Here is a 24,957-nt window from a genome sequence, read left to right as displayed (position 1 = left end):
TTGTAGGCAGCGCGTCGCGGCTTTCTAGAATCGCGGCAATGACTGAATCACCGACCCCGGCGCGCTGCTACGCGCTGATCCCGTGCGCGGGCAGTGGCAGCCGCGCACAGGCGCCGGGCGCCACGACCGGCAAACCCCTGGCCAAGCAGTACCAGCCGGTGGCTGGCCAGCCCATGGTGATGCACACGTTGGCCGCCTTCGCGGCCGTGGCCTGCATCCGCGACGTGCTGGTGGTGGTGGCGCCGGGCGACGACTTCTTCGAGCGCCACAGCGCGCCCTGCGTGGTGCGCGACTGCGGCGGCGACTCACGCGCGCGCAGCGTGCGCAACGGCCTGCACGACCTGTTCGAGCAGGGCGCGCGCGGCGACGACTGGGTGCTGGTGCACGATGCGGCGCGCTGCCTGGTCACGCCCGGGCAGATCGAGGCGCTGATCGCAGCCTGCCGGGACGACCCGGTCGGCGGCCTGCTCGCGCACAGGCTGCCCGACACGCTCAAGCAGGAAGACGGCGCCGGCCGCGTGGCCCGGACGCTGCCGCGCGCCGACAAATGGCTGGCACAGACGCCGCAGATGTTCCGCATCGGCGTGCTGAGCCGCGCGCTCGATGCGGCCCTGGCGGCCGACCCCGACGCCGTGACCGACGAGGCCAGCGCCATCGAGGCCCTGGGCCTGACGCCGCTGCTGGTGCCGGGCGGCGCGCTCAATTTCAAGGTCACCTATCCCGAGGATTTCTCGCTGGCCGAGCAGGTGCTGCGCGGCCGAGCCAAGGACCAAGCATGAACTTCCGCATCGGCGAAGGCTGGGACGTGCACGCGCTCGTGCCCGGCCGCCAGCTCATCATCGGTGGGGTCACGATTCCCTACCACCTGGGCCTGCTGGGCCACTCGGATGCCGACGTGCTGCTGCACGCCATCACCGACGCCTTGCTGGGCGCGGCCGCGCTGGGCGACATCGGCACGCACTTTTCCGACACCGACCCGCAGTTCTCGGGTGCCGACTCGATGAAGCTGCTGGTCGAGGCCGCGCGCCGCGTGGCGGCCAAGGGCTGGCGCATCGGCAACATCGACAGCACCGTGATCGCCCAGGCGCCCAAGCTCTTGCCGCACATCGCGGCCATGCGCCAGGGCATTGCACAGGCGTTGGGCCTGGATGTGGACCAGGTCAACGTGAAGGCCAAGACGGCCGAGAAGCTCGGCCCCGTGGGCCAGGGCCAGAGCATGGAGGCGCGCGCCGCCGTGCTGCTGGAGCGCGCCGGCTGATCAGCGCAGCGCGCGGCGCAGCTTGATGTGGGCGGCCAGGCCGCCCGAGCGCGTGTTTGCCAGCTGGAACACGCCGCCCATGCGCAGGATGGCGGTGTCCACGATCGACAGGCCCAGGCCCGCGCCGGTGGCCGCGGTGCGCGCCGTGTCGCCGCGGAAGAAGGGCTTGGACAGGTCGGCCAGCTGCGATTCGCTGACGCCGGGGCCGCGGTCGCGCACCTTGATCAGCACCCATTCGTCGCGCGGCTTGGCGGCGATGTCGATCTCGGCCACGTCGGTTCCGGGCGTCTTGCCGTAGCGGCGCGCGTTCTCCAGCAGGTTGGAGAGCACGCGCGCGAGCTCGGTGGCGTCGGACATCACCACCAGCGGCTCGGGCAACTGCACGTGGATGCGCATGTCCTCGTGGTCGCGCACCGCATAGCAGCAGGCCTCGATGATCTTGTTCAACGACACGGGCTTGAGGTCGATGTGGTCCGGCCGCGCATAGTCGAGGAACTTGTCGATGATGCGGTCCAGCTGCTCGATGTCGGCCACCATGTGGGCGCGCGCGTCGGCATCGGCCACGCTCATCTCGGTCTCCAGCCGCAGCCGCGCGAGCGGGGTGCGCAGGTCGTGCGAGATGCCGGCCAGCATGACCACGCGGTCCTGCTCGATCTTGGCCAGCCGCTGCGCCATGCGGTTGAAGCCGATGTTGACCTCGCGGATCTCGCCCGTCACGCCGCCTTCGTCGAGCTGGCCGGCGTCGAAATCGCCTTCGCGCACGCGGCTCGTGGCCACCAGCAGGCGCTTGAGCGGGCGGTTGATGAGGCCGGCGATCAGCGCCGCGCCGGCCAGCGAGACGCCGCCGGTGGTCAGCAGCCAGACCAGCCAGGTGCGGCCGCCGCCTGGGTTGAAGCGCTCGCGGTCGGTGTGCAGCCAGTTCGGATCGCCGTTGATCGTGAAGCCCACCCACAGGCCGGGCTCGCCGTTGACGGAACTGGCCACCACGGTGCCGGCGCCCAGGCGCGACTCCAGCGCGGCGACGATGCGCCGGCTCAGCGCATCGTCGTCCAGCGGCACGAAGACGTCCTTGGGCTCGTGCGGCGCGATGCGCACGCGCTCCTGCTCGGCCATGGCCTTGAGCAGCGACACGCGCGCGATCGGGTCGGCGTACTGCAGCGCTGCACGCGAGAGGTTGACCAGGGCCGCGATCTGCTGGGCGGTCTGCAGCGCGCGGGGCTCGAATTCGAGCTCGCGCATGGTCTTGAGCCAGGCCAGCATGCTGCCCAGCAGAAGCACCGCCAGCAGGATGAAGGTGCGCCAGAACATGTTGATCGCCAGCAGCGACCGGACCACGCTCTTCTTGGGGGGCAGCAGCTCCAGCGGCGCCGGACTGGTGGCGTCCGGGAAATCTGGAGGCTGCGTGCTGCGACTGAACGCCACGTCAGCGAACGGGCGTGGTCAGTTCGCGCCGTCCGGTACGAAGACGTAGCCCACGCCCCAGACCGTCTGGATGTAGCGCGGCGCGGCGGCGTCCTGCTCCACCAGCTTGCGCAGGCGCGAGACCTGCACGTCCAGGCTGCGGTCGAAGGGCTCGAACTCGCGGCCGCGTGCCAGCAGGGCCAGCTTCTCGCGCGACAGCGGCTGGCGCGGATGCCGCACCAGGGCCTTGAGCATGGCGAACTCGCCGGTCGTCAGCGGCAGCTCGTCGCCGTTCTTGCGCAGCGTGCGCGCGCCCAGGTCGAAGGCGAACGGCCCGAAGTTGGTGACCTCGTTGTCGGTGGATGGCGCGCCTGGCGCCTCCTTGACCGGCCGGCGGCGCAGCACGGCATGGATGCGGGCCAGCAGTTCGCGCGGGTTGAAGGGCTTGCCCAGGTAGTCGTCGGCACCGACCTCCAGGCCGACGATGCGGTCGATGTCCTCGCCCTTGGCCGTCAGCATGATGATGGGCGTGCGGTCGTTGGCGGCGCGCAGGCGGCGGCAGATCGACAGGCCGTCCTCGCCCGGCATCATCAGGTCGAGCACGATCAGGTCGGCGGTCTCGCGCAGCATCAGCCGGCTCAGCGCCTTGCCGTCTTCCGCGAGGATGACCTCGAAGCCTTCCTGCACGAGGTAGCGACGCAGCAAGTCGCGGATGCGCGAATCGTCATCCACTACCAAAATCTTGTCGGGTCGGGAAGAAGTCTGGGACATGGGCAGGCAGAGAAATGTGTAACAGCGGCAATTCTGCAACGGTCTGGTGGCGATTTCGGCCTAAGACCCCGTTCGGCACACACTGTTACAAGTGCGCGCAGGGGCTTCACAGGATGTATGCGATTTGCGTCGACCATGCCGGCCTTGTCTTGAAAGAAGGGTTCATGTCCATGTCCGTTTCTCGTTTGCCGTCCTCGCTGTGGCTGGCCGCCTGCCTGGGCGCCGCCGCCTTGCTGCCTGCCCATGCCCATACCCAGGGCGTGCAGCCGGTGCCGCAGAACGTGGTGCAGCTGTCCGCCTCGGGTGTGGTGGAGGTGCCGCAGGATTTCCTGACCATGACGCTCAGCACCACGCGCGAGGCGCCCGACGCCGCCGCGGTGCAGAGCCAGCTCAAGGCCGCCATCGATGCGGCGCTGGCCGAGGCGCGCAAGTCCGCGCAGCCCGGCCAGCTGGACGTGCGCAGTGGCGCCTTCAGCCTGTCCCCGCGCTACAGCAAGGAGGGCCGCATCAGCACCTGGCAGGGCACGGCCGAGATCGTGCTGGAGGGACGCGACTTCGGCCGCATCAGCAGCGCGGCCGGGCGCGTGCAGGGGCTCACCGTGGGCCAGGTCGCGTTCAGCCTGAGCCGTGAGGAGCGGGCGCGCGTGGAGGGCCAGGCCCAGGCCCAGGCCATCGCGCAGTTCAAGGCCAAGGCCACCGACATCGCCAAGAGCTTCGGCTTTGCCGACTACAGCCTGCGCGAGGTGTCCGTGATGGCCGACGAGGGCGGCATGCCGCGCCCGCGCATGATGCCCATGCAGGCCAAGGCCTCCTACTCCGACGCGGCGCCGGTGCCCGTGGAGGCCGGCAAGAGCACGGTGACGGTGACAGTGTCCGGCGGCGTCCAGCTGCGCTGACCGCCTGCGGCCGATGGCGTACGCCATTCGGCGGACCTGCTAGGCGATGCGCGCCGCAACCGTGGCGCCTATCCTTTAGGATGGGCCAGCCGCTCGCATTCCAAACGAATTTCGCACCATGACTGCTCCCGTTCTGCACCATGTCGTCTGTCCTGGTTCCGCCGCTGCCGCGGGCGCGGCGGACAGCCACCGCATGGCCTACTGGCAGTGGGGCGACACGGGCAACCCGCACGTGGTGGTGTGCGTGCACGGGCTGTCGCGCCAGGGCCGCGACTTCGACGCGCTGGCACGCATGCTGGCGCCGCACGTGCGCGTGGTCTGCCCCGATGTGGTGGGCCGTGGCCGCAGCGACTGGCTGGCCGATGCGGCGCATTACCAGATCCCGGTCTACGCGGGCGACATGCTGGCCATGCTGGCGCAACTGCAAGCGCAGGCGCCGATCGCGCGCCTGGACTGGGTCGGCACCAGCATGGGCGGGTTGATCGGGCTGGTGGTGGCAGGGCAGGCCGGCCTGCCGCTGCCGGCGCCCGTGCGCAAGCTGGTGCTCAACGATGTGGGTCCGGTGGTGCAGTGGGAGGCGCTGCAGCGCATCGGCACCTACCTCGGCAAGGGCGGAACCTATGCCTCGCTGGAAGAGGCGGCGGCCGCGATGTGGGCCGTTTCCACCGGCTTCGGCCCGCACAGCCCGCAGCAGTGGCTGGACCTGTCGCGCCACATGGTGCGCCCTGCCGTGGCCGGCGAGCCGGATGGCCCGCTGGTGCTGCACTACGACCCGCGCATCGCCGAGCCGTTCGGCGCGCTGACGCAGCAGGCGGCCGAGCAGGGCGAGGCCATGCTGTGGCAGCTGTACGACCGCATCGCGGCGGACACGCTGCTGCTGCGCGGTGCCGACTCCGACCTGCTCACGCGCGCGACGGCCGGGCAGATGGCGCAGCGCGGCCCGCGCGCGCGGCTGCTGGAGTTCGCCGGTGTCGGCCATGCGCCCACGCTGGTGGCCGACGACCAGCGCCAGGCCGTCGTGGAATTCCTGAAGTGAAGAGTTGCAGGTGAAGGCTTCCAGCGCGCAGCCCTCCGGGCCCCTGACCACACCCGTTCCCGTCAACGACCTGATCGCGGCCAGCGAACGCACCCTGGCCGACCAGGTCCATGCGCTGGCGCGCGCGCGCGCCTTCGCCGAGCCGCTGATCGCCGACGAGACGCTGGATTCGGGCGAGAACACGCTGGCCCACGCCGACGCCGTGGCCACCATCCTGCGCGACGTCGGCGGCTCCGAGGCCATGCAGGCCGCCAGCTACCTCGTGCATGCCTGCGTGCACCTGAACCGGCCCCACGAGGTCATCGCCAAGGCCTTCGGCGAGAACTTCGCGACGCTGGCCGTGGAGACCACGCAGCTCATGCGCGTGCAGCGCCTGTCGCGCGGCGCGCTGTCGTCCGCGCACCTGGTCGACGACGCCGGCGTGCAGACCGAGACCGTGCGCAAGATGCTGCTGGCGTTCTCGCGCGACCTGCGCGTGGTCATGCTGCGCCTGGCCTCGCGGCTGCAGACGCTGCGCTGGCATGCGGCCAGCAAGACCCCCGTGGCCGAGGCGATGGCGCGCGAGTCGCTGCAGGTGTTCGCGCCGCTCGCCAACCGCCTGGGCATCTGGCAGATCAAGTGGGAGATGGAAGACCTGGCCTTCCGCTTCCTGGAGCCCGTGACCTACAAGGAGGTGGCGCGGCTGCTCGACGAAAAGCGTGTCGAGCGCGAAGCCGGCATGGCGCAGCTGCGCAGCGCGGTCGAGGCCGACCTGCGTGCACAGGACATCGCCGCCACCGTGCAGGGCCGGCCCAAGCACATCTACAGCATCGTCAAGAAGATGCGCGGCAAGTCGCTGGACTTCGGCCAGGTGTTCGACGTGCGCGCGCTGCGCGTGATCGTGCCGGCGGTGGCCGACTGCTACGCCGTGCTGGCCTGGGTGCACGCGCACTTCCAGCCCGTGCCGGGCGAGTTCGACGACTACATCGCCAAGCCCAAGGGCAACGGCTACCAGTCGCTGCACACGGTGGTGCGGCCGCGGCTGGACGGCGGCGCGCTGGGCCAGCCGATCGAGATCCAGATCCGCACCCAGGCCATGCACGACCACGCCGAGCACGGCGTGGCCGCCCACTGGGCCTACAAGGAGGCGGGTGCAAAGGGCTATGCCGGTGTCTCGGCCAGCGGCGCCTACGACGCCAAGATCGCCGTGCTGCGCCAGCTGCTGGCCTGGGAGCGCGACCTGTCGGGCGCCATGCGGCCCGAGGGCTTGCCGGCCAGCGGCCCCGTCGACCTGCTCAGCGACTGCATCTACGTGTTGACGCCGAATGCGGCCATCGTCGAGCTGCCGGCCGGCGCCACGCCCGTGGACTTCGCCTACTCGCTGCACACCAACCTGGGCCACCGCTGCCGCGGCGCGCGCGTGGACGGCGTGATGGTGCCGCTCAACACGCCGCTGCAGAACGGGCAGACCGTGGAGATCACGGCGGCCAAGGAAGGCGGGCCCTCGCGCGACTGGCTCAATGCCGACCTGGGCTACCTGGCCAGCCACCGTGCGCGCGCCAAGGCGCGGGCCTGGTTCAACGCGGCCGCGCTGCATGCCACCGTGGCGCGCGGGCGCGAGGCCGTCGAGAAGCTGCTGCAGCGCGAGGGCAAGACCGCGCTCAAGCTCGACGACATCGCCACCCAGCTGGGCTTCAAGTCGGCCGACGGACTGTTCGAGGTCGTCGGCAAGGACGAGTACTCGCTGCGCAACATCGAGCAGCTGCTGCGCCCGGCGGCGCCGCCGCAGGACGAGGCGCCGCTGCTCCGCAAGGCGCGCGGCGCGAGCAAGGGCGGCGTGCTGGTGGTGGGCATCGATTCGCTGATGACGCAGCTGGCCAAGTGCTGCAAGCCCGCGCCGCCGGATGGCATCGTCGGCTTCGTCACGCGTGGCAAGGGCGTCAGCATCCACCGTGCGGACTGCAGCAACCTGCGCGAGATGGCCGCCCGCAACGCCGAGCGCGTGATCGAGGTCGAGTGGGGCCAGCAGCGCAAGGAGGTGGCTGCCGTGTACCCGGTCGACGTGGCGGTGGAGGCCGCCGACCGCCAGGGCCTGCTGCGCGACATCTCGGAGGTCTTCACCAAGGAGCGCATGAACGTCATCGGCGTGCAGACCCAATCCGTCAAGGGCACGGCCTGGATGACCTTCACGGTGGAGATCGCCGATGCCGCCCGGCTGGCCCGCGTGCTCGGCGTGGTGGCCGAGGTGCAGGGCGTGCGCTCGGCGCGCCGCCGATAAATTTTTGGGCCGCGGATGACAGAAGCCAAAAACCATGGCTATAATCGTGGGCTTACGACAGGCGCGTAGCTCAGCTGGTTAGAGCACCACCTTGACATGGTGGGGGTCGTTGGTTCGAGTCCAATCGCGCCTACCAAATTTGGTAGATCAATGAAGCACTTAGCGGAAACGCTAAGTGCTTTTTTGTTCTTCGGCCTGGCTGAAAGCCCCAAGGGGTAAACGCAGAGGCAAACGCAGGGGTGAACAGATTTCGGGTTTCTGGGACTCTGAGTAAATTCGATTGATCCACGTGACCTTGCCTCGTTTCCACGTACAGCAAGTCATGCATCTAAACGGGTGTTCTCCCAGATCACCGAAGGCAGGAAGCCGTTGGCCGAGTGCAGGCGCTGGCGGTCGTACCAGCCCTCTATCCAATCGACGATGGCTAGTCTGGCCTGCGCCCGCGTGTCATAGCGTACCGGATGGATGCGCTCGACCTTCAGCGTCTTGAAGAAGCTCCCATGGGAGCGTTGTCCCAGGCGTTGACCTTCCTGCTCATGGACGTCGTGATGCCTAGTTCGGCGGCCAGCGCCCGGTAGCGCCCACCGGCATACTGCGACCCCCGGTCGGTGTGGACCAGCAGCCCCTTGGCAGGATTGCGCAGCCACCATGCCGACTTCAAGGCGGTGCACACCAGCGTGGCATCGATAGTCTCGGACATCGACCAGCCTACGATGCGCCGACCTGCCAAGTCCATCACGGCGGCCAACTACAGCCAGCCCCCTGCGGTGGGCACGTACGTGATGTCCGCTACCCATGCCTGGTCACGCTGCCAACCATCAAAGCGCCGATCCAGCAGATTCGGCGCCACCGGCAAGCTTCGCACTCGCTCGGCGCTGACGACTTCGCCCTGCTGGCGCAGCTTGCGAACGATCCGAGTACGGCCATAGCTTCGGCGACTGGCATCGTGGATGGCCGCTACCTTGACGTCCAGCGCTTGGTTGGCCAGTGTGCTGGGACTGGCAGGCGCACGCGCCATTGGCCATAGCCGCTGCGAGACACCTGCAAGCGCGCGGTGCGTGACCACGTTGGCAACAAGTGTCCGGTCATATGTGCGGTCACGTGTGCGGTCCTGGGCTGTGCGCGCATCTCCATTGTTACGCGCCACCATTCGTGAGCTGCGTCCGCAGGGATGACTGCCGGCATCTCGGCCCGAGATGGCACGTTCTCCCATCGGTATGCATTTCGCGAGTTAACCCGATAGGCCCTACGGGGGCGCGGATCGACCATGCAGGCCGAGCAGAACCATCCGAGGCAACACGATGACATCCACGACTCTGTCACCGCCACATGGCGGCAGCACTTCTCTCTCGGCCGCCGACGCGGTCTACCGCAAGGTCAGTTGGCGTCTGATCCCGCTGCTGTTCGTCTGCTACATCGCGGCCTACCTGGACCGTGTCAACGTCGGGTTCGCCAAGCTGCAGATGCAGGACGCGCTGCAGTTCAGCGAAGCGGTGTACGGCCTGGGCGCCGGCATCTTCTTCATCGGCTACTTCCTGTTCGAAGTGCCGAGCAACGTGATCCTGCACAAGGTGGGGGCGCGCCGCTGGATCGCTCGGATCATGATCAGTTGGGGCCTGCTGTCGGCCGCCACGATGTTCGTGAACTCGCCGATGACGTTCTACGTGATCCGCTTCTTCCTGGGCGCGGCCGAAGCCGGCTTCTTCCCCGGCATCATCCTGTACCTCACCTACTGGTACCCGGCTGCGCGCCGCGGCAAGGCGACTTCGCTGTTCCTGGCCGCCATTCCGTTCGCCGGCATCCTGGGCGGGCCGATCTCGGGCTGGATCCTGCAGGGCATGGCCGGGGTCAACGGCTGGCAAGGCTGGCAATGGATGTTCCTGCTGCAGGGCCTGCCCACCGCCGCGCTGGGTGTGCTGGTCTGGCGCTATCTCGACGACCGCGTCAAGGACGCCGCCTGGCTGAGCCCCGACGAACGCGCTTTGGTCGCCCGTGACATCGCGGCGGAAGGCACCGGCAAAGCCGAGGTCAGCATCTGGAGCGTGATGTCCAATGGCCGGGTGTGGCTGCTGGCGCTGGTGTACTTCTGCTTCGTGTCGGGCCTGTACGGCATCTCGTTCTGGCTGCCCAGCATCATCAAGGCCATCGGGGTGAAGGGCGCGCTCGACATCGGCCTGCTCAGCGCGATTCCGTGGTCCTTCGGCGTGGTCGCGATGTACCTGACAGCACGCAGCGCGGACCGCCGGCTCGAGCACCGCTGGCACTCGGCCATCGCCGCTGTCGTCGGTGCCGCGGGCCTGCTGATGAGCGTGGCGATGCACGGCAACGCCACCCTGTCGATGGTCGGCCTGACCATCGCGACGATGGGCATCATGTCCACGCTGCCCGTGTTCTGGGGCATGCCGACCGCGTTCCTGGGCGGTGCTGCTGCGGCGGCGGGCATCGCCCTCATCAACTCGTTCGGCAACCTCTCGGGCTTCTCCGCGCCGTTCATGATCGGCCTGATCAAGGACGCGACGAAGAGCACCGATGCGGGCCTGCACATGCTGGCGGCATTCCTGGTGATCGGCGCCGTGCTGGTGTTGCTGGTCAAACCGCCGAAGCAGCCCCTCAATTCCTCGACGCGCTAGCGCGACCTGCCGCGGGCGGCCTGCGCGCGGCTTCATCCCCTGATAGGAATCGACGTCATGAACGCTCATGTGATGGACCCTGTGCGCCCGTCTGCTGCTGGTACCCGCCGCCGCGCACCCTCTGCCGAACTGCTCGCGGCATTGCGGGGCCGCTTCGCGGCGCGCCTCTCCACCGCCGACAGCGTGCTGCTGCAGCACGGCAGCGACGAGTCGAGCTACCGCCCGCAGCCGCCCGATGCCGTCGTCTTCGTGCACGACACCGACGAAGCAGCGTTCGTGGTGAAGGCCTGTGCGGCCGAGCGGGTGCCTGTCATCGCCTTCGGTGTCGGCTCGTCGATCGAAGGCCACCTGCTGGCTGTCGAGGGCGGCGTGTGCATCGACTTCTCGCAGATGAACGAAGTGCTGGCGATCCGCACCGACGACCTGACGGCCACGGTGCAGGCGGGCACCACGCGCAACCAGCTGAATGCGGCGCTGGCAGGCACCGGCTTCTTCTTCTCGGTGGACCCCGGCGCCGACGCCAGCATCGGCGGCATGGTGGCAACCGCTGCTTCCGGGACCAACACCGTGCGCTACGGCACGATGCGCGACAACGTCGTGAGCCTGGCGGTCGTGACGGCGCAGGGCGAGGTCATCCGTACCGCATCGCACGCGCGCAAGAGCTCGGCGGGCTACAACCTGACGCAGCTCTTCTGCGGCTCGGAAGGCACGCTCGGGCTCATCACCGAGGCGACGGTGCGCATCCACCCCCACCCCGAAGTCGTGGCCGCCGCGGTGGTGCATTTCCCGAGCGTGCGGGCCGCCGTGGATTGCGTCATCGAGTCGATCCAGCTCGGCGTGCCGCTGGCCCGCGCGGAGATGCTGGATGCGCTGACGATCCAGGCCGTGAACGCACACAGCCGCACCACGCTGGCCGAGAAGCCGACGCTGTTTCTGGAGTTCGCGGGCAGCCAGGCGCAGATCGACGAGCAGGCCGCGGTGGTGCGCGAGATCGCCAGCGGCCACGGCGGCGGCGCGTTCCAGTGGGCCAGCCTGCAGGAAGAGCGCTCGCGCCTGTGGACGCCGCGCCACCACGCCTATTTCGCTTCGCTGCAACTCAAGGCCGGCAGCCGCAGCATGACGACCGACGCCTGCGTGCCCTTGTCCGCGCTGGCCAGCTGCGTCGAAGAGACGCTCGACGACATCGCTGCCCATGGCCTGCTGGCGCCGGTGTTCGGCCATGTCGGCGACGGCAACTTCCATTGCCTGGTGCTGGTCGATCCCGACGCACCCGATGAGGTGGCTGCGGCGGAGGCATTCAGCCACCGGCTGGTCCAGCGTTCGCTCGGGCACGGCGGCACATCGACCGGTGAGCACGGCGTGGGCCTGCACAAGATGCAGTACCTCGTCGAGGAGCACGGCGCGCATGCGGTGGCGCTGATGCGCTCGGTCAAGCGGGCGTTCGATCCGCAGAACATCTTCAACCCTGGCAAGGTCGTCAGCTTCAGCTGAGGGCCGGACGCGCTCACACAACCCATCCAATGACGGAGACAACCACCATGCAGATCGCCCTCAGTGCTTCCTTGATCGCCGTGCTGGCCTGCGCCGGCTGCGGCGGCAGCGACGACGACGCCCCCAAGCTGACGCTCGCCGAACAGTGCCCGCTGCTCACAGGCAAGACCTTGAGCGGCGGCGCCACCGTGCAGGAGGCGAAGGTGGTGGCCGCCACCGGCGCGCAGCCCGAGGCCTGCGTGGTGCAGGCCCGGCTCGATGGCTCGACCCTGCGCCTGGAGGCCCGCATGCCGACCAGCGGCTGGAACGGCAAGATCGCGTTCCTCGGCGGCGGCGGCTTCGACGGCGCGATGCCGGTTGCCACCGACCAGCAGTTCAGCCCGTCGATCCTCAGCGAGCGCTACGCGACGCTCGGCACCAACGGCGGCTACGACTACCCGGGGGCGCGCGGCCTCGACTACTTCAAGGCCACCTTCGCGCTCAATCCCGAGCAGCTGGCGGACTTCACCTACCGCTCGGAGCACCGTGCGCTGCCCCCGGGCAAGGCGCTGGTCGCCAGCTTCTTCGGCACGGCCGCTTCGCGCAGCTACTTCGAGGGTTGTTCGATGGGCGGGCACGACGCGCTGACGCTGGCCCAACGCTACCCGGAGGATTTCGACGGCATCGTTGCGCGTGCGCCGGCCGGCAACATCATGGGCTTGTTCATGCAGTTCAACCGCATCTCCAAGCAGGTGCGCACGCCGGCCAACACGCTCAACGAAGCCAAGCAGACCCTGCTCGCGAATGCGGTGCTGGCCCAATGCGACGGGCTCGACGGCGTGGCCGACGGCATCATCTCCAAGCCCGAGGCCTGCCACTACGACGCGGCGCCGCTGCGCTGCGCGGCCGGTGCGGACACCGGCGACACCTGCCTGTCCGACGCGCAGATCGCCACCGTCAACACCGTGACCTCGGCCATTGCCACGGCCGATGGCGCCTGGTCGCATCCAGGCTACAACCCCGGCGCCGAGAACGCGGCCAAGGGTTGGGGCGAGTACATCTGGCCCAGCGCGGCGCTGGGCGGCACGTCGGTGCAGGGCCTGTTCTCGGACGGCTTCGTGCGCTCCTTCATCACGCAGGACGCCAGCTACGACACGCTCGCCTGGAACTACGACGACTGGCTGCCGCGCATGGGCGTGGTCGGCGGCATGTTCCAGGCCTTCGACCCGAACCTGGCTGCCTTGAATGCGCGCGGCGCCAAGCTGATCCTGTGGAACGGCACGACCGACTCATCGGTCAGCGCGCGCGACACGGCGCGCTACTACGACAAGGTCGTCGCCTCGCTGGGCCAGGCCCGGGCCGACCAGACGGTCGAGCTGTTCATGGCGCCGGGTGTGGGCCACTGCTTCGGCGGCGCCGGGCCCGACAAGGTCGATCTGCTGAAGGCGGTGGCGACGTGGGTGGAGCAGGGCACGCCGGCGTCGGCGCAAGCGCTGGTGCACCGCAAGCTCGATGCGGGCGGCGCCACCACCGTCGCCCGGCCGCTCTGCAAGTACCCGGCCTATCCGCGCTACAAGGGCAGCGGTGACGTGAACGACGCAGCCAGCTTCGCGTGTTCGACCAGCTGAGCAGGGAAGGTCCAGAATCGAGGCGATGGAACTGCGCCAACTCAAGTACTTTCTTGCGATCGTCGAAAACAAGAGCCTGTCCCGTGCAGCGGAGCATCTGCACGTGGCGCAGTCGGCGCTGAGCAAGCAGCTCGCCGAACTCGAAGCAGAACTCGGCGTGCAGCTTCTGTCGCGCAGCCGCAATGGCGTCGCGACGACCGAGGCCGGCAGGGTGTTCCACGAATACGCCCAGGGCATCACCAAGCAGGTCAGCGATGCCCGGGCTGCGGTGCTGCGGTCTTCCGAGACCGTGGTCGGCTCTGTACTGGCGGCCTTGCCGCAGAGCGTCGCCGCCACGCTGGCGCTGCCCTTGATGCGCGCGGTGGCACGCCGCCATCCCGACATCCTGTTCCAGCTGAACGAGGAACTCACCGGCAACATGGCCGAACAGTTGCTCGTCGGGCGTGTCGACGTGGCCATCTTCACCGACACCATGCCTTCGCGCGACATCGCGTTCACGCCGCTGGTCGAAGAAGCATTCGTGCTGATGCATTCGCCCCAGGACCCGCAGGCACCCGCGCCCGGTGACGTCTCGCTCGACCAGGCCGTGGCGCGGCCGCTGGTGCTGCCAAGCCCGCAACATGGGCATTGCACACGCTGGATCGTCGACGAGGCCCTGCGACGCGCCGGCCACGCGCCGCAAGGCATCGCGGCGGAGATCAACTCGGTCTACGTGCTCAAGAGCGCGGTCGAAGCCGGCATCGGGCCGACCATCATGCCGCTCGGCCTGGCGCAGCGCGAGGTGGAGGACGGGCGCCTCGTGGCCCACCGCATCGCCTCGCCAGACATGGTGCGTGTGCTGGGCCTGTGCGTGTCGCGCCACCTGCCGACCACCAATGCCAAGCTGGCGATCTGCCGCCTGATCGGCAAGGTGGTGCGCGATCTCTGCGAGAGCGGCCAATGGTCGGGCGCGCGCTACCTCGCCAGCGACGCGCCGTTCGGCCGCTAGCGGTCGGCAGCGGCCGGGGCCGGAGCCGGTCGACCTCTCAGACCAGTGGCGCCTGCCGCACCATGATCGCCTTCAGCGCAAAGCTCGACTTCAGGTGCGCCACGCCCGGCATGCGCGCGAGCTTGCCGGTCAGGAACACCTGGAACGCCTCCACGCTGGGCGTGACCACACGCAGCAGGTAGTCGAAATCGCCGGTCATCAGAAAGCAGCTCATGACCTCCGGCGCCAGCTTGATCTGCTCCTCGAAGCGCACGAGCGCATCGGCGTCCTGCTTGTCCAGCGTGATGGAGACGAACACGCTCAGCGTGCCGGCCAGGCGTGCTTCGTCGAGCGTGGCCGTGTAGCCGCGGATGCAGCCCGATTCTTCGAGCGCCTTCACGCGCCGCAGCACCGGCGTGGTCGACAGGCCGACCTCGTCCGCCAGCTCGCGCCAGCTGATGCGGCCGTCCTTCACCAGTGTCTGCAGGATCTTGCGGTCGATGCGGTCGAGGTCCTGGGTTGTTTCGGCTTGCATTTTCTTGATTGGCTAGATGAAACGGCCAAGGATAAGGCGATTCGATGGCCGAATTGGAGCATCTTGCCACGCACTCTTCAATAAGCTTGTGGTCCTGAACAGGAGCACAAGACATGGGCGCGGACGACAGACTTTTCGAGAAGCAGGACATCTACGGCGCCGACGACGGCCCAGCCTTCATGTCCGGCATCCAGGCGCTGGTGCGCTTGCCGATGGTGCAGCGCCGGCTGGACCGCAGCCGCGGCCTCGCCACCGCAGGGCTGGTGTCCGGCTACCGTGGCTCGCCGCTGGGCGCCTACGACCAGCAACTCTGGAAAGCAGCGGCCCAGCTGAAGGCGCACGACATCGTGTTCCAGCCGGGGCTCAATGAAGACCTGGCCGCCACTGCCTTGTGGGGCGCGCAGATGCACCGCGCATTCGGGCCGGGCAAGGTCGACGGTGTCTTCGGCATCTGGTATGGCAAGGGCCCCGGCGTGGACCGCACCGGCGACGTGTTCCGCAGTGCCAACGTGATGGGAACATCGCCGCTGGGCGGCGTGCTCGCCGTCTCGGGCGACGACCATGCGGCCCAGTCGTCGATGTATCCGCACCAGACCGATGGCCTGTTCCAGGCCGTGTCGATGCCGGTGCTGCAGCCCGCAAGCGTGGGCGAAGTGCTGGAGCTGGGCCTGGCCGGCATCGCGCTCTCGCGCTTCTCGGGCCTGTGGGTCGGCATGAAGACCATCGCCGAAGTGGTGGAAGCCGCCGGCGTCGTTCAACTGGCGCCGCCCACGCCGTTCGTGGTGCCGCAGCACGACGGCGATACGACGCCGCTGAACTGGGATCCGGCCATCCAGTGGCCGGCCCAGCGCTTCGAGCTCGAGCGCAGGCTCATCGACGCACGCCTGCCGGCGGCGCGCCGCTGGGCCCGTGCCAACCAGCTCGACAAGACCATCGTGGCCGCCCGTGAGCGCAGGCTCGGCGTGGTGACGGTCGGCAAGGCACACCAGGACCTGATGCAGGCCTGTGCCGACCTCGGCCTCACGGCGGCCGACCTGCAAGGCCTGGGCGTCTCGGTCTACAAGGTCGCGATGAGCTGGCCTCTCGAAACCACTGGCATCGTCGAGTTCGCCAAGGGCCACCAGGAACTGTTCGTCGTCGAGGAAAAGCGCGCCACCGTCGAATCGCAGATCAAGGAAGCGCTGTACCACGCGCCATCGCATTCACGGCCGGCCGTGACCGGCAAGCAGGATCCCGCAGGCCGCGCGCTGTTGCCCGAGACGTCCGAATTCACGCCCATCATGGTGGCGCGCGCGCTGGTCGAACGCCTCGGTGGCGTGGCCGATCTGCCGCAGCGCCTGGCGCGCATGCAGGCACGCCAGACGCCGGTCGACGACATGGCCGTGCCGGCGCGCACGCCGTACTTCTGCTCGGGCTGCCCGCACAACACATCGACCCGGACACCCGACGGATCGATCAGCGGCGGCGGCATCGGCTGCCACGTCATGGCCTTGATGCTGCCCGAACTGAAGACCGACACCTTCTGCCAGATGGGCGGCGAGGGCGTGCAGTGGGCCGGTGCGCAGCCCTTCTCCGAGACGCGGCACATCTTCCAGAACCTGGGCGACGGCACCTACCAGCATTCGGGCGTGCTCGCCATCCGCGCCGCGCTGGCGCTGGGCACCAACATCACCTACAAGATCCTCTACAACGACGCCGTGGCGATGACCGGAGGCCAGCAGGCCGAAGGCACCAACGACCCCGCACGCATCACGCGCCAGCTGCATGCCGAGGGCGTCACGACCATCGCGCTGGTGTCCGACGTGCCCGAAAACTGGGAAGGCAATACCGAGCTGGCACCGGGCGTGACGGTGCACCACCGCGACGCGCTGGATGCCGTGCAGCGCCGCCTGCGCGAGATCGAAGGCGTGACCGCCATCGTCTACGTGCAGACCTGCGCGGCCGAGAAGCGCCGCCGGCGCAAGAAGGACAAGGCCTTGGCCGCGCCGGCACGGGCACTGATCAACTCGCGTGTCTGCGAGGGCTGCGGCGACTGCTCGGTGCAGTCCAACTGCATTGCGATCGAGCCGCTCGAGACACCATTCGGCCGCAAGCGGACCATCAACCAGTCGAGCTGCAACACCGACATGTCGTGCATCAAGGGCTTCTGCCCGAGCTTCGTGGAGATCGAAGGCGGCAAGCCTGCCAAGCCGGGCATTCTGTCGGCCGAGCGCGAGCAGCAACTCGTCGCGTCGCTGGCGCCGGTGGTGCCGTCGCCCATGCAGCATCGGAGCTACAACGTGCTGTTTGCCGGCATCGGCGGGTCGGGCGTCCTGACCGTCGGCGCCTTGCTGGGGGCGGCGGCGCTGGTCGACCGCAAGGTGTCCAACGTGCTCGACTTCACCGGCCTGGCGCAGAAGAACGGTGCGGTGCTGAGCCAGGTGCGCATCAGCACGGACGCAGCCGGAATCCAGGCCTCGCGCATCGGCCCAGGTGCGGCCGACCTGCTGATCGGTGCCGACCTCGTCTACTCGGCCTCGGACGACGTCGCATCGCGTCTGTCGCCCTTGCGCTCGGCCGCCGTGGTCAATGCCGACCTCACGCCCACCGCGGCCGTCGTGCGCAACCGGGATGCCGCACTGCCTGCCGAGCAGATCGCGCGGCGCGTCGAAGGCCGGTGCGCGCCGGACGCCTGCCACAGCATCAACGCGAGTGCCTTGACCACCGCACTGTTCGGCGACTCGACCTCTGCCCATGTGCTGATGCTCGGCTACGCCTGGCAGAAGGGCTTGCTCCCCTTGTCGATCGCGTCGCTGGAAATTGCGATCGACAGTGCAGTGGCGCCGGCCACGAACCGCCGCGCGTTCAGCTGGGGCCGCATCGCTGCGCAGTTCCCGCAGGCAGCGCAGGAGCTGATCGAAGCCACCGTGCCAACCCAGGGCGCGGCCCAGACCCTCGACCAGTTGGTGCAGATGCATGCCCTGGAGCTGACGCGCTACCAGAACGCGGCCTATGCCAAGCGCTACCTGCAACTCGTCAACCGGGTCCGCAATGCCGAACGCGACGCCGCGCCAGGTACGCAGGAACTCGCGCGCGCCGTCGCCGTCAATGCCTACCGCGTGATGGCCTACAAGGACGAGTACGAGGTGGCGCGCCTCTATGCGTCGGCGGATTTCAAGGCCACGGTGCACAAGCAGTTCGATGGCGTCGGCAAGGTCTCCGTGTGGCTGGCGCCGCCCGGCATCGCACGCATCGACGCGAACACCGGCCGGCCCAGGAAGATCAAGTTCGGGCCCTGGATCTTCAAGGCGTTCGCGGTGCTCGCCGCGTTCAAGGGCTTGCGTGGCGGCATGTTCGATCCGTTCGGCCGGAACCACGAGCGTGTCGCCGAGCGTGAACTGGTCGCCGACTACTTCGACCTGGTCGATGGCCTGGTCAAGGAGCTGAAGCCACGCACGCACGCCAGCGCGGTGGAGCTGGCGAACCTGGTGTCGCAGGTGCGCGGGTTCGGCCCGGTGAAGCTGCAGGCCTTGCAGGCGTACCGGCACGACAAGGAGGCGCTGCTGCAGGAGTTCCGCGCGCCGGCCCGCATCGCCATTGCCAAAGCGGCATGACCCGGACCCTGCACGCCGCGCACCGACCATTGCCGGACCCGCTTGCGGCAGTCCGCTTCCTTCCACCTCCAAAGAGACGCTAGCCGCCATGCTGCTCAACCCCGACCAGGAAGCCATCCGCGACGCAGTGCGCGCCTTCGCGCAAGCCGAACTGTGGCCGCACGCCCCCACCTGGGACCGCGAGCACCACTTCCCGAAAGCCGCACACGCGGGCCTGGCCGCACTCGGCGCCTACGGCATCTGCGTGCCCGAGGAAGACGGCGGCGCCGGCCTGGACTACCTGACGCTGGCGCTCGTGCTGGAGGAGATCGCGGCTGGCGACGGCGGCACCAGCACGGCGATCAGCGTGACCAACTGCCCCGTCAACGCCATCCTCATGCGCGACGGCAACGCGCAGCAGAAGAAGCAGTGGCTGCAGCCGCTGGCGCAAGGCCGCATGCTGGGCGCCTTCTGCCTGACGGAGCCGCAGGCCGGCAGCGATGCAGCGTCGCTGCGCACCGTGGCCAGGCGCGACGGCGATGGCTATGTGATCGACGGCGTCAAGCAGTTCATCACCAGCGGCAAGCACGGCCAGGTCGCGATCGTCATCGCGGTGACGGACAAGACGGCAGGCAAGCGCGGCATGAGCGCCTTCATCGTGCCGACCGACACGCCGGGCTACCACGTGGCGCGGCTCGAAGACAAGCTCGGCCAGCACAGCAGCGACACCGCGCAGATCAACTTCGAAGGCTGCCGGATCCCGGCAGGCAACCTGATCGGCCAGGAAGGCGAGGGCTACCGCATCGCGCTCGGCGCGCTGGAGGGTGGGCGCATCGGCATCGCGGCGCAGAGCGTCGGCATGGCGCGCAGCGCATTCGAGGTGGCGCTGGCCTATGCGAAGGAGCGGCAGGCCTTCGGCGGCGCGATCTTCGATCTGCAGGCCGTCGGATTTCGCCTGGCCGACTGTGCCACGCAGCTCGAGGCCGCACGCCAGTTGATCTGGCATGCCGCCAGCCTGCGCGACGCCGGGCGGCCGTGCCTGAAGGAGGCGGCGATGGCCAAGCTGTTCGCCAGCGAGATGGCCGAGCGCGTGTGCAGCGCCGCGATCCAGACGCTGGGCGGCTACGGCTACGTCAACGACTTTCCGCTGGAGCGCATCTACCGCGACGTGCGCGTGTGCCAGATCTACGAAGGCACGTCGGACATCCAGAGGCTGCTGGTCCAGCGGGCATTGCTCAGCCAGTCCTAGATGCACGTCCGCGGTCAGCCACACCGTGCGGCGGATGCGCTGGCGTTGGATGAAACGCAGCAGCGCCGCGATCTCCCGTTCGCGGCCCAGCGGCGGGCCGTTGCCGTTCGCGACGGTCTCCCAGCGCGTACGGCCTTCGGTGTCTTTGCCATCGGGTACCTGCAGGCCGATCGGCATGTCCGACGCGATCACCTTCCACGTGGCCTGGCTCGCGGCGAGCCCCTGCTGCAGCCAGCGCAGTGGGGCGGGGCCGGGCAAGGCGCTGTCAGGGCCGCCCTGTTCCTGCCGATTGGGGCCATCCGCGCCACGGTAGCTGCGCATGTCGATCACGAACACGTCCAACAGCGGGCCCCAGGCGATGCGCCGGTAGATGCGCTCGTCCTCGACAGGCCGGCCCAGCGCATGGGCGCGTTGTTCGGGAAGGCGCGCGTGCCACGTGCCGTCAGCAGCGCACGTTCTTCTGGCGGTAGCGCGCATCGCCCGAGAGGCCAGGCCCACCCCGAAACGGTGCGATCAGTTCACACGTCGGTTGGCTTGGCTCCAATGGGCCTCGCGCAGCCTGTTCTTCATGATCTTGCCAGCCCCTGACAGCGGCAACTCCGACCGGAACTCGATGCTGCGCGGGCACTTGTAGCCGGCGATCAGGTTCTTGCAGTGCGTGCTCAGCGCGTCCGGCGTGCAGTCCATGCCGGGCTTGAGCACCACGACGGCGTGTACGCGCTCGCCCCATTTGTCGTCCGGCACGCCGATCACGGCGCAGCTGGCGATGGCGGGGTGCTTGAGCACTGCGTTTTCCACCTCGGCCGAGTACACGTTCTCGCCACCGCTCACGATCATGTCTTTCAGGCGGTCGACGATGAAGATGAAGCCGTCCTCGTCCATGTAGGCACCGTCGCCGGAGTGCACCCAGCCGTCGCGCAGCGTGCGCGCGGTTTCCTCGGGTTTGTTCCAGTAACCGAGCATGGTGGACATGCCGCGCGCCGCGATCTCGCCGACGGTGCCACGCGGCAGCTCCTGACCTTCGGAGTCGACGATCTTCACCTCCGCCATCGGCGCGGCGCGGCCGGCTGAGCGCAGCTTGCCGCGCGCGCGCCCCGCCGGGGTATGGAACTCGGGGCCCAGGTAGGTCACGCAGCCGGACAGCTCGGTCATGCCGTAGCCCTGCATGAACTGCAGGTCGGGGAAGGCGGTGGTCGCGCGGTCCAGCAGGGTCTCGCTGATCGGCGACGCGCCGTAGACCAGGAACTTCAGGCTGCCGAGGTCGTAGGCGGAGAACTCCGGGTGGTCCAGCACCATCTGCACCATGGTCGGGACCAGCAGCGTGTCGCTGACCTGCTCCTGCTGGACCGCCTGCATGAAGTCCAGCGGCGTGAAGCTCTTGATGACCATGTGGGTGCCGCCCGATACGAACTGCCAGAACACGCCCATGGCCCCAGCCAGGTGGAAGAGCGGGGCGGCGTGCAGGTACACCGGACCGACCGGATGGCCCTGCGCCAGCCGGTTCAGGGCGGCGCCCATGATGCTTTCGTGCGACAGCTGCACGCCCTTCGGGAAGCCGGTCGTGCCGCCCGTGTAGAAGACGGCGGCCAGGTCCCGGTCGGCCGCGCCGACGTCGTCCACGGGTGCCGTCGCCATCAGCGGCTCGTAGGCCTGCATCGCGGCGGGGCAGGGCGCATCGCCCAGGTAGATCCATTGCTGCACGCAGGGCGCCTCGGCGTGCACGGCATCGGCCAGCGGCAGATGTGCGTCGTCGATGAACAGCACGCGGGTGTCGCAATCGCGGAACGAGTAGGCCAGTTCGTGCGCGCTCCAGCGGGTGTTGGCCGGGTTGATGGCGGCGCCCAGCCAGAACACGGCCAGATAGACCTCCAGGTAGCGGTCCGAGTTCAGCGACAGGATGCCGACCCGGTCTCCCTTGGACACCCCCATTGCACGCAGTGCACCGGCCAGGCTCGCGACACGCGCGTGGATCTCGCGGTACGTCCGGCGTCGCGATGCGTGGATGGTCGCGAGCCGGTCGGGGTACTGCTGCAGTGCGCGGTGCAGGCACTGGGTGAGGCTCACGGTCATCGTCGGTTCTCTGCAGGATGGGAAGTCGTGTGGCGGCGCGTGCGTCGCAGTGCGACAAATAATAGACCGACCAGACGGCTTATTTATTGGGGTTGACCCTTTGTGCCGGCCTGCATGGCGGGCTGTGGTGCTTGCTCAGACCTGTTCGTCGGGCAGCTGGATGCGTATGCCGTCGAGTTCCGGCGCCATGCGCAGCTGGCAGCACAGCCGGCTGGTCGCGCGCAGATCCGGCACGCCTTCCAGCATGAATTCCTCGGTCTCCGTGCGCGCCGGCAGCCGCTCGGCGAAGGCCGGGTCGACATAGCCGTGGCAGGTCGCGCAGCTGCATGCGCCACCGCAGTCGCCCAGGATGCCGGGCACGCCGTGGTCGACGGCGATCTTCATGAGGCTGCGCCCCGATGGCGCTTCCACGCGGTGTTCGGTGCCCTGGGGATCGGTGAAAACAACGGTCGGCATGGGATGAAAGTCCTTCGAAAAAACTCCGCGACGGCGGTTTGACATAGACCGTCTCGTCGGACTATTATCGCGCCAACTCGGCCGCCGAACAACACATCCATCCCGTACGGAGGAACCCTGACGTGGACAACTGCCACCCCCTGATTCCGATTGCCAGCGCACCGGTCGCACAGCCACGCTGGGACGCGCTCGTCCGCGAGCAGCAGGTGCATGGCTCGCTCTACACCGACCCCGCCATCTACCAGGCCGAACTGGAGAAGATCTGGTTCAAGACCTGGGTTTATGTGGGCCACGAGAGCGAGGTGCCCCAAGCCAACGACTTCGTCATGAAGTCCATCGGCCCCGAGCCGGTGATCATGACGCGCGACCGCACCGGCCAGATCCATCTGCTGCACAACCGCTGCCCGCACCGCGGCAACCGCGTGTGCATGAAGGACCATGGCAACGCGCGCTCTTTCACCTGCCCTTACCACGGCTGGACCTTCGGCAACGATGGCGCGCTCAAGGGTTGGCCCTTCCCATCGGGCTATGACGGTGTCGACCGCAGCCAGCTCGGCATGGGCAAGGTTGCGCGCGTGGCCAGCTACCGCGGCTTCGTGTTCGGCTCCATGGCGGCCGAAGGGCCTGGCCTGCAGGAGCACCTGGGCGCCGCGATGCAGTCCATCGACGCGCTGTGCGAAACCTCGCCCGAGGGCGAGATCGAGATCACCGCAGGCTTCCTCAAGCACAAGGTCAAGGCCAACTGGAAGTTCCTGGTCGAGAACGAGACCGACGGTTACCACCCGTCCTTCGTGCACGCCTCCATCTTCGAGGTGGCGCAAAGCGGCATCGGCACGCTGTACAGCGCCGAGTCCACCGCCGTGTCGCGCGACCTTGGCAACGGCCACACCGAGAACGACCTGCGGCCCGAGTTCCGCAAGCGCGATGTGCCGATGTCCTGGTTCGGCACCACCGAGGACCGGCTGCCCGACTACGCCGCCAAGATGCGCGCGGCCTACGGCGAGGAGAAGGCCCGCAGGATCATGGTCGACGGGACGCCGCACGTCATGATCTACCCGAACCTGTTCATCGCGGAGATCCAGATCTTCGTGATCCAGCCGCTGTCGGTGAACGAGAGCGTGCAGCATGTGACGGCCCTGCAGTTCAAGGGCGCCCCGGACCTGAACCGCCGCATGCGCCAGCAGACCATGGGCTCGGTCGGCCCGGCCGGGTTCCTGCTGGCCGACGACGCCGAGATGTACGAGCGCACCCAGATGGGCGTGCAGATGCGCAACCCGGAATGGCTGTTCCTGGGCCGCGGCAAGCACCGCGAGCGGCGCGACGAGAACGGTTTCCTGATCGGCGACAACACCGACGAGGTGCCCACGCGCGGCATCTGGCGCCACTACCGCCAGACCATGGAGGCCGCGTGATGCCGATGACGCCGGAGCAACGCGCCACGCTGGAAGACGTGACGCAGTTCATCTACCGCGAAGCACGGCTGCAGGACGAGCACCAGTACGACGCCTGGGAAGCCCTGTGGGCCGACGACGGCGTCTACTGGGTGCCCGCCAACGGCAACGACGGCGACCCCGAGCTGGTGATGTCCATCATCTACGACAACCGCTCGCGCATCGCGTTGCGCATCCGCCAGTTCCACACCGGCAAGCGCTTTGCGCAGACGCCGCAGTCGCGCCTGCGCCGCCTGGTCTCCAACGTCGAGGTGCTGCAGGACGAGGGCGCGGAACTCAACGTCGGCTGCAACGTGCTGATCTTCGAGAACCAGACCCGCGGCGACGTGCTGTGGGCCGCCCGCCTGGACTACCGGCTGCGCCGCAACGGCGACAGCTTCCTGATGGCCCGCAAGAAGGTCAGCATCGTCAACAACGCCGACGCGCTGTATTCGATGGCCTTCCTCGTCTGAGACACCCCACTGGAGAACGACACATGGACACATCCCTCGCATCGCCGGCCGACACGCTGGTGGACGACGGTTTCGTGCGGCTGGCGTTGCACGCCGATGGCGTGGCCCACCTGCATCTGAACCAACCCGGCTCGGCCAACGGGCTGAACGTGGAGATGCTGCGCGCCCTGCACGCGGCCGTGCTCCGCGTGCACGGCGACGGCCGGGTGCGCGCGCTGCTGCTGAGCGGCGAGGGCAAGAACTTCTGCGCCGGTGGCGACGTGCACACGTTCCTGGCCCAGGGCAAGGGCTTGCCGGACTACATCCGCGTGGCGACCGCGCTGCTGCAACTCGCCACCGGCGCATTGATGCGGCTGAACCCGCCGGTCGTCACCGTGGTGCAGGGCTATGCGGCCGGCGGTGGCGGCATGGGCCTGGTGTGCGCGTCCGACTTCGTGGTGGCGGCGGAATCGGCGCGCTTCCTGGCCGGCGCGACCCGCGTGGCGATGGTGCCGGACGCCGGTGTGTCGGTCACGCTGACGCAACTCGTGGGCCTGCGGCGCGCGACCGAAATCCTGATGCTCAACCCGGTGTTGACGGCCCGCGAGGCGAAGGAGATCGGCCTCATCACGCGCGTCGTCGCCGACGGGCAACTGCAGGCCGAGGCCTGGGCGCTGGCACGCCAGCTTGCGGCCGGCGCGCCCAAGGCCCTGGCGAACACCAAGCGCCTGCTCTGGAACGGCATTGGGCAGACGGTCGAGTCGGCCATGCCGGAAGAGAACCACGCGCAGGCCATGCTGTGCGGTATGGACGACGCGCTGGAAGGCCTGGCGGCCGTCATCGAGAAACGCGCGCCGGTCTTCAAGGGGCATTGAATGG

General features: G+C 68.5%; 19 protein-coding genes, 1 tRNA gene and 2 pseudogenes. 15 read left to right on the top strand and 7 right to left on the bottom strand.

Translation table 11 applies throughout. From position 1 onward, the window contains the following. Positions 1-38: 38 nt before the first annotated feature. Entirely contained in the window at positions 39-779 is a 741-nt protein-coding gene (gene ispD / locus ASF44_RS09615) for a 2-C-methyl-D-erythritol 4-phosphate cytidylyltransferase (protein WP_056898997.1), read from the top strand. Next, positions 776-1,258: a 2-C-methyl-D-erythritol 2,4-cyclodiphosphate synthase gene (gene ispF, locus ASF44_RS09610; protein ID WP_056898996.1), complete on the top strand. Its 483-nt coding sequence runs from the start codon at positions 776-778 to the stop codon at positions 1,256-1,258. The genes ispD and ispF overlap by 4 nt, the downstream gene beginning before the upstream one ends. Here the strand turns inward: ispF and ASF44_RS09605 are convergent, their stop codons facing one another. Continuing rightward, entirely contained in the window at positions 1,259-2,680 is a 1,422-nt protein-coding gene (locus tag ASF44_RS09605) for a sensor histidine kinase (protein ID WP_235579178.1), read from the bottom strand. It abuts the gene before it with no gap. A gap of 18 nt (positions 2,681-2,698) precedes the next feature. Continuing rightward, positions 2,699-3,430 (bottom strand): two-component system response regulator OmpR, encoded by a 732-nt coding sequence (gene ompR / locus ASF44_RS09600; protein WP_056898995.1) that lies wholly within the window; start codon positions 3,428-3,430, stop codon positions 2,699-2,701. Between the two features lie 170 nt (positions 3,431-3,600). On the opposite strand from ompR, the gene ASF44_RS09595 reads away from it, so the two are divergent. From ASF44_RS09595 to ASF44_RS09580, 4 genes are all read left to right on the top strand, one after another. Continuing rightward, positions 3,601-4,326 (top strand): SIMPL domain-containing protein, encoded by a 726-nt coding sequence (locus ASF44_RS09595; RefSeq protein ID WP_056899117.1) that lies wholly within the window; start codon positions 3,601-3,603, stop codon positions 4,324-4,326. 118 nt (positions 4,327-4,444) lie between these two features. Further along, positions 4,445-5,362, top strand: coding sequence for an alpha/beta fold hydrolase (locus tag ASF44_RS09590; RefSeq protein ID WP_056898994.1), 918 nt, complete (start codon positions 4,445-4,447; stop codon positions 5,360-5,362). 10 nt (positions 5,363-5,372) lie between these two features. Beyond that, positions 5,373-7,619 (top strand): bifunctional (p)ppGpp synthetase/guanosine-3',5'-bis(diphosphate) 3'-pyrophosphohydrolase, encoded by a 2,247-nt coding sequence (locus ASF44_RS09585; protein WP_056899116.1) that lies wholly within the window; start codon positions 5,373-5,375, stop codon positions 7,617-7,619. Between the two features lie 59 nt (positions 7,620-7,678). Then, positions 7,679-7,755 (top strand) — tRNA-Val (locus ASF44_RS09580). Between the two features lie 184 nt (positions 7,756-7,939). On the opposite strand, the pseudogene ASF44_RS32815 reads toward ASF44_RS09580, so the two are convergent. Beyond that, positions 7,940-8,732: pseudogene (locus ASF44_RS32815) on the bottom strand (IS3 family transposase); the annotation flags it as partial. 188 nt (positions 8,733-8,920) lie between these two features. On the opposite strand from ASF44_RS32815, the gene ASF44_RS09575 reads away from it, so the two are divergent. Genes ASF44_RS09575 through ASF44_RS09560 form a run of 4 tightly spaced genes read left to right on the top strand, consistent with a single transcriptional unit; the run spans position 8,921 to position 14,335 of the window. Then, entirely contained in the window at positions 8,921-10,249 is a 1,329-nt protein-coding gene (locus ASF44_RS09575; RefSeq protein ID WP_056898993.1) for an MFS transporter, read from the top strand. Between the two features lie 57 nt (positions 10,250-10,306). Then, the gene (locus ASF44_RS09570; protein ID WP_156374432.1) at positions 10,307-11,740 is read left to right on the top strand and encodes an FAD-linked oxidase C-terminal domain-containing protein; all 1,434 of its coding nucleotides are present in this window, start codon (positions 10,307-10,309) and stop codon (positions 11,738-11,740) included. 47 nt (positions 11,741-11,787) lie between these two features. Then, positions 11,788-13,347 carry a tannase/feruloyl esterase family alpha/beta hydrolase gene (locus ASF44_RS09565; RefSeq protein WP_056898991.1) on the top strand — a complete coding sequence of 520 codons (1,560 nt, stop codon included), beginning with the start codon at positions 11,788-11,790 and terminating at the stop codon, positions 13,345-13,347. Positions 13,348-13,372: 25 nt separating this feature from the next. Then, positions 13,373-14,335: a LysR substrate-binding domain-containing protein gene (locus tag ASF44_RS09560; RefSeq protein ID WP_056898990.1), complete on the top strand. Its 963-nt coding sequence runs from the start codon at positions 13,373-13,375 to the stop codon at positions 14,333-14,335. 37 nt (positions 14,336-14,372) lie between these two features. Here the strand turns inward: ASF44_RS09560 and ASF44_RS09555 are convergent, their stop codons facing one another. After that, a complete protein-coding gene (locus ASF44_RS09555; RefSeq protein ID WP_056898989.1) occupies positions 14,373-14,849 on the bottom strand; it encodes an Lrp/AsnC family transcriptional regulator in 477 nt (158 codons plus the stop codon). Between the two features lie 113 nt (positions 14,850-14,962). Here ASF44_RS09555 and ASF44_RS09550 point away from each other — a divergent pair, with 113 nt between their 5' ends. Both ASF44_RS09550 and ASF44_RS09545 read left to right on the top strand, forming a co-directional pair. Beyond that, the gene (locus tag ASF44_RS09550) at positions 14,963-18,442 is read left to right on the top strand and encodes an indolepyruvate ferredoxin oxidoreductase family protein (RefSeq protein ID WP_056898988.1); all 3,480 of its coding nucleotides are present in this window, start codon (positions 14,963-14,965) and stop codon (positions 18,440-18,442) included. Positions 18,443-18,530: 88 nt separating this feature from the next. Further along, positions 18,531-19,670, top strand: coding sequence for an acyl-CoA dehydrogenase family protein (locus ASF44_RS09545; RefSeq protein WP_056898987.1), 1,140 nt, complete (start codon positions 18,531-18,533; stop codon positions 19,668-19,670). Here ASF44_RS09545 and ASF44_RS33255 read toward each other — a convergent pair. The 3 genes and pseudogenes from ASF44_RS33255 to ASF44_RS09535 all read right to left on the bottom strand — a co-directional run. Then, positions 19,617-20,147: pseudogene (locus ASF44_RS33255) on the bottom strand (alkaline phosphatase D family protein); the annotation flags it as partial. The gene ASF44_RS09545 and the pseudogene ASF44_RS33255 overlap by 54 nt on opposite strands. A gap of 36 nt (positions 20,148-20,183) precedes the next feature. Continuing rightward, on the bottom strand, positions 20,184-21,740 hold the full coding sequence (locus tag ASF44_RS09540) for a long-chain fatty acid--CoA ligase (protein WP_369820913.1): 1,557 nt from the start codon (positions 21,738-21,740) through the stop codon (positions 20,184-20,186). Between the two features lie 135 nt (positions 21,741-21,875). Beyond that, on the bottom strand, positions 21,876-22,196 hold the full coding sequence (locus tag ASF44_RS09535; RefSeq protein ID WP_056898986.1) for a 2Fe-2S iron-sulfur cluster-binding protein: 321 nt from the start codon (positions 22,194-22,196) through the stop codon (positions 21,876-21,878). 122 nt (positions 22,197-22,318) lie between these two features. Here ASF44_RS09535 and ASF44_RS09530 point away from each other — a divergent pair, with 122 nt between their 5' ends. From ASF44_RS09530 to ASF44_RS09520, 3 genes are read left to right on the top strand one after another with little or no spacing between them, the layout of a single operon-like run. Continuing rightward, positions 22,319-23,608: a Rieske 2Fe-2S domain-containing protein gene (locus tag ASF44_RS09530; RefSeq protein ID WP_082524640.1), complete on the top strand. Its 1,290-nt coding sequence runs from the start codon at positions 22,319-22,321 to the stop codon at positions 23,606-23,608. Further along, positions 23,608-24,099, top strand: coding sequence for an aromatic-ring-hydroxylating dioxygenase subunit beta (locus ASF44_RS09525; protein WP_056898985.1), 492 nt, complete (start codon positions 23,608-23,610; stop codon positions 24,097-24,099). Before ASF44_RS09530 ends, ASF44_RS09525 begins: the two co-directional genes overlap by 1 nt. Before the next feature lie 23 nt (positions 24,100-24,122). After that, complete coding sequence (locus ASF44_RS09520) at positions 24,123-24,953, top strand: enoyl-CoA hydratase/isomerase family protein (protein ID WP_082524639.1); 831 nt, start codon at positions 24,123-24,125, stop codon at positions 24,951-24,953. Positions 24,954-24,957 lie beyond the last annotated feature (4 nt).

The sequence above is a fragment of the Pseudorhodoferax sp. Leaf274 genome (assembly GCF_001422445.1).
Lineage (GTDB): Bacteria > Pseudomonadota > Gammaproteobacteria > Burkholderiales > Burkholderiaceae_C > Pseudorhodoferax.
Note: the sequence above shows the minus strand (reverse complement) of the source record. Positions and strands in the feature narration are given on the sequence as shown.

What these genes read in the sequence shown, in the direction of transcription:
- ASF44_RS09565 (WP_056898991.1), top strand. Translation starts at nt 11,788, where the DNA reads ATGCAGATCGCCCTCAGTGCTTCCTTGATCGCCGTGCTGGCCTGCGCC.
- ASF44_RS09550 (WP_056898988.1), top strand. Translation starts at nt 14,963, where the DNA reads ATGGGCGCGGACGACAGACTTTTCGAGAAGCAGGACATCTACGGCGCC.
- ASF44_RS09570 (WP_156374432.1), top strand. Translation starts at nt 10,307, where the DNA reads ATGAACGCTCATGTGATGGACCCTGTGCGCCCGTCTGCTGCTGGTACC.
- ASF44_RS09540 (WP_369820913.1), bottom strand. Translation starts at nt 21,740, where the DNA reads ATGACCGTGAGCCTCACCCAGTGCCTGCACCGCGCACTGCAGCAGTAC.
- ASF44_RS09595 (WP_056899117.1), top strand. Translation starts at nt 3,601, where the DNA reads ATGTCCGTTTCTCGTTTGCCGTCCTCGCTGTGGCTGGCCGCCTGCCTG.
- ompR (WP_056898995.1), bottom strand. Translation starts at nt 3,430, where the DNA reads ATGTCCCAGACTTCTTCCCGACCCGACAAGATTTTGGTAGTGGATGAC.
- ASF44_RS09535 (WP_056898986.1), bottom strand. Translation starts at nt 22,196, where the DNA reads ATGCCGACCGTTGTTTTCACCGATCCCCAGGGCACCGAACACCGCGTG.
- ASF44_RS09560 (WP_056898990.1), top strand. Translation starts at nt 13,373, where the DNA reads ATGGAACTGCGCCAACTCAAGTACTTTCTTGCGATCGTCGAAAACAAG.
- ispF (WP_056898996.1), top strand. Translation starts at nt 776, where the DNA reads ATGAACTTCCGCATCGGCGAAGGCTGGGACGTGCACGCGCTCGTGCCC.
- ASF44_RS09555 (WP_056898989.1), bottom strand. Translation starts at nt 14,849, where the DNA reads ATGCAAGCCGAAACAACCCAGGACCTCGACCGCATCGACCGCAAGATC.
- ispD (WP_056898997.1), top strand. Translation starts at nt 39, where the DNA reads ATGACTGAATCACCGACCCCGGCGCGCTGCTACGCGCTGATCCCGTGC.
- ASF44_RS09590 (WP_056898994.1), top strand. Translation starts at nt 4,445, where the DNA reads ATGACTGCTCCCGTTCTGCACCATGTCGTCTGTCCTGGTTCCGCCGCT.
- ASF44_RS09575 (WP_056898993.1), top strand. Translation starts at nt 8,921, where the DNA reads ATGACATCCACGACTCTGTCACCGCCACATGGCGGCAGCACTTCTCTC.
- ASF44_RS09525 (WP_056898985.1), top strand. Translation starts at nt 23,608, where the DNA reads ATGCCGATGACGCCGGAGCAACGCGCCACGCTGGAAGACGTGACGCAG.
- ASF44_RS09520 (WP_082524639.1), top strand. Translation starts at nt 24,123, where the DNA reads ATGGACACATCCCTCGCATCGCCGGCCGACACGCTGGTGGACGACGGT.
- ASF44_RS09545 (WP_056898987.1), top strand. Translation starts at nt 18,531, where the DNA reads ATGCTGCTCAACCCCGACCAGGAAGCCATCCGCGACGCAGTGCGCGCC.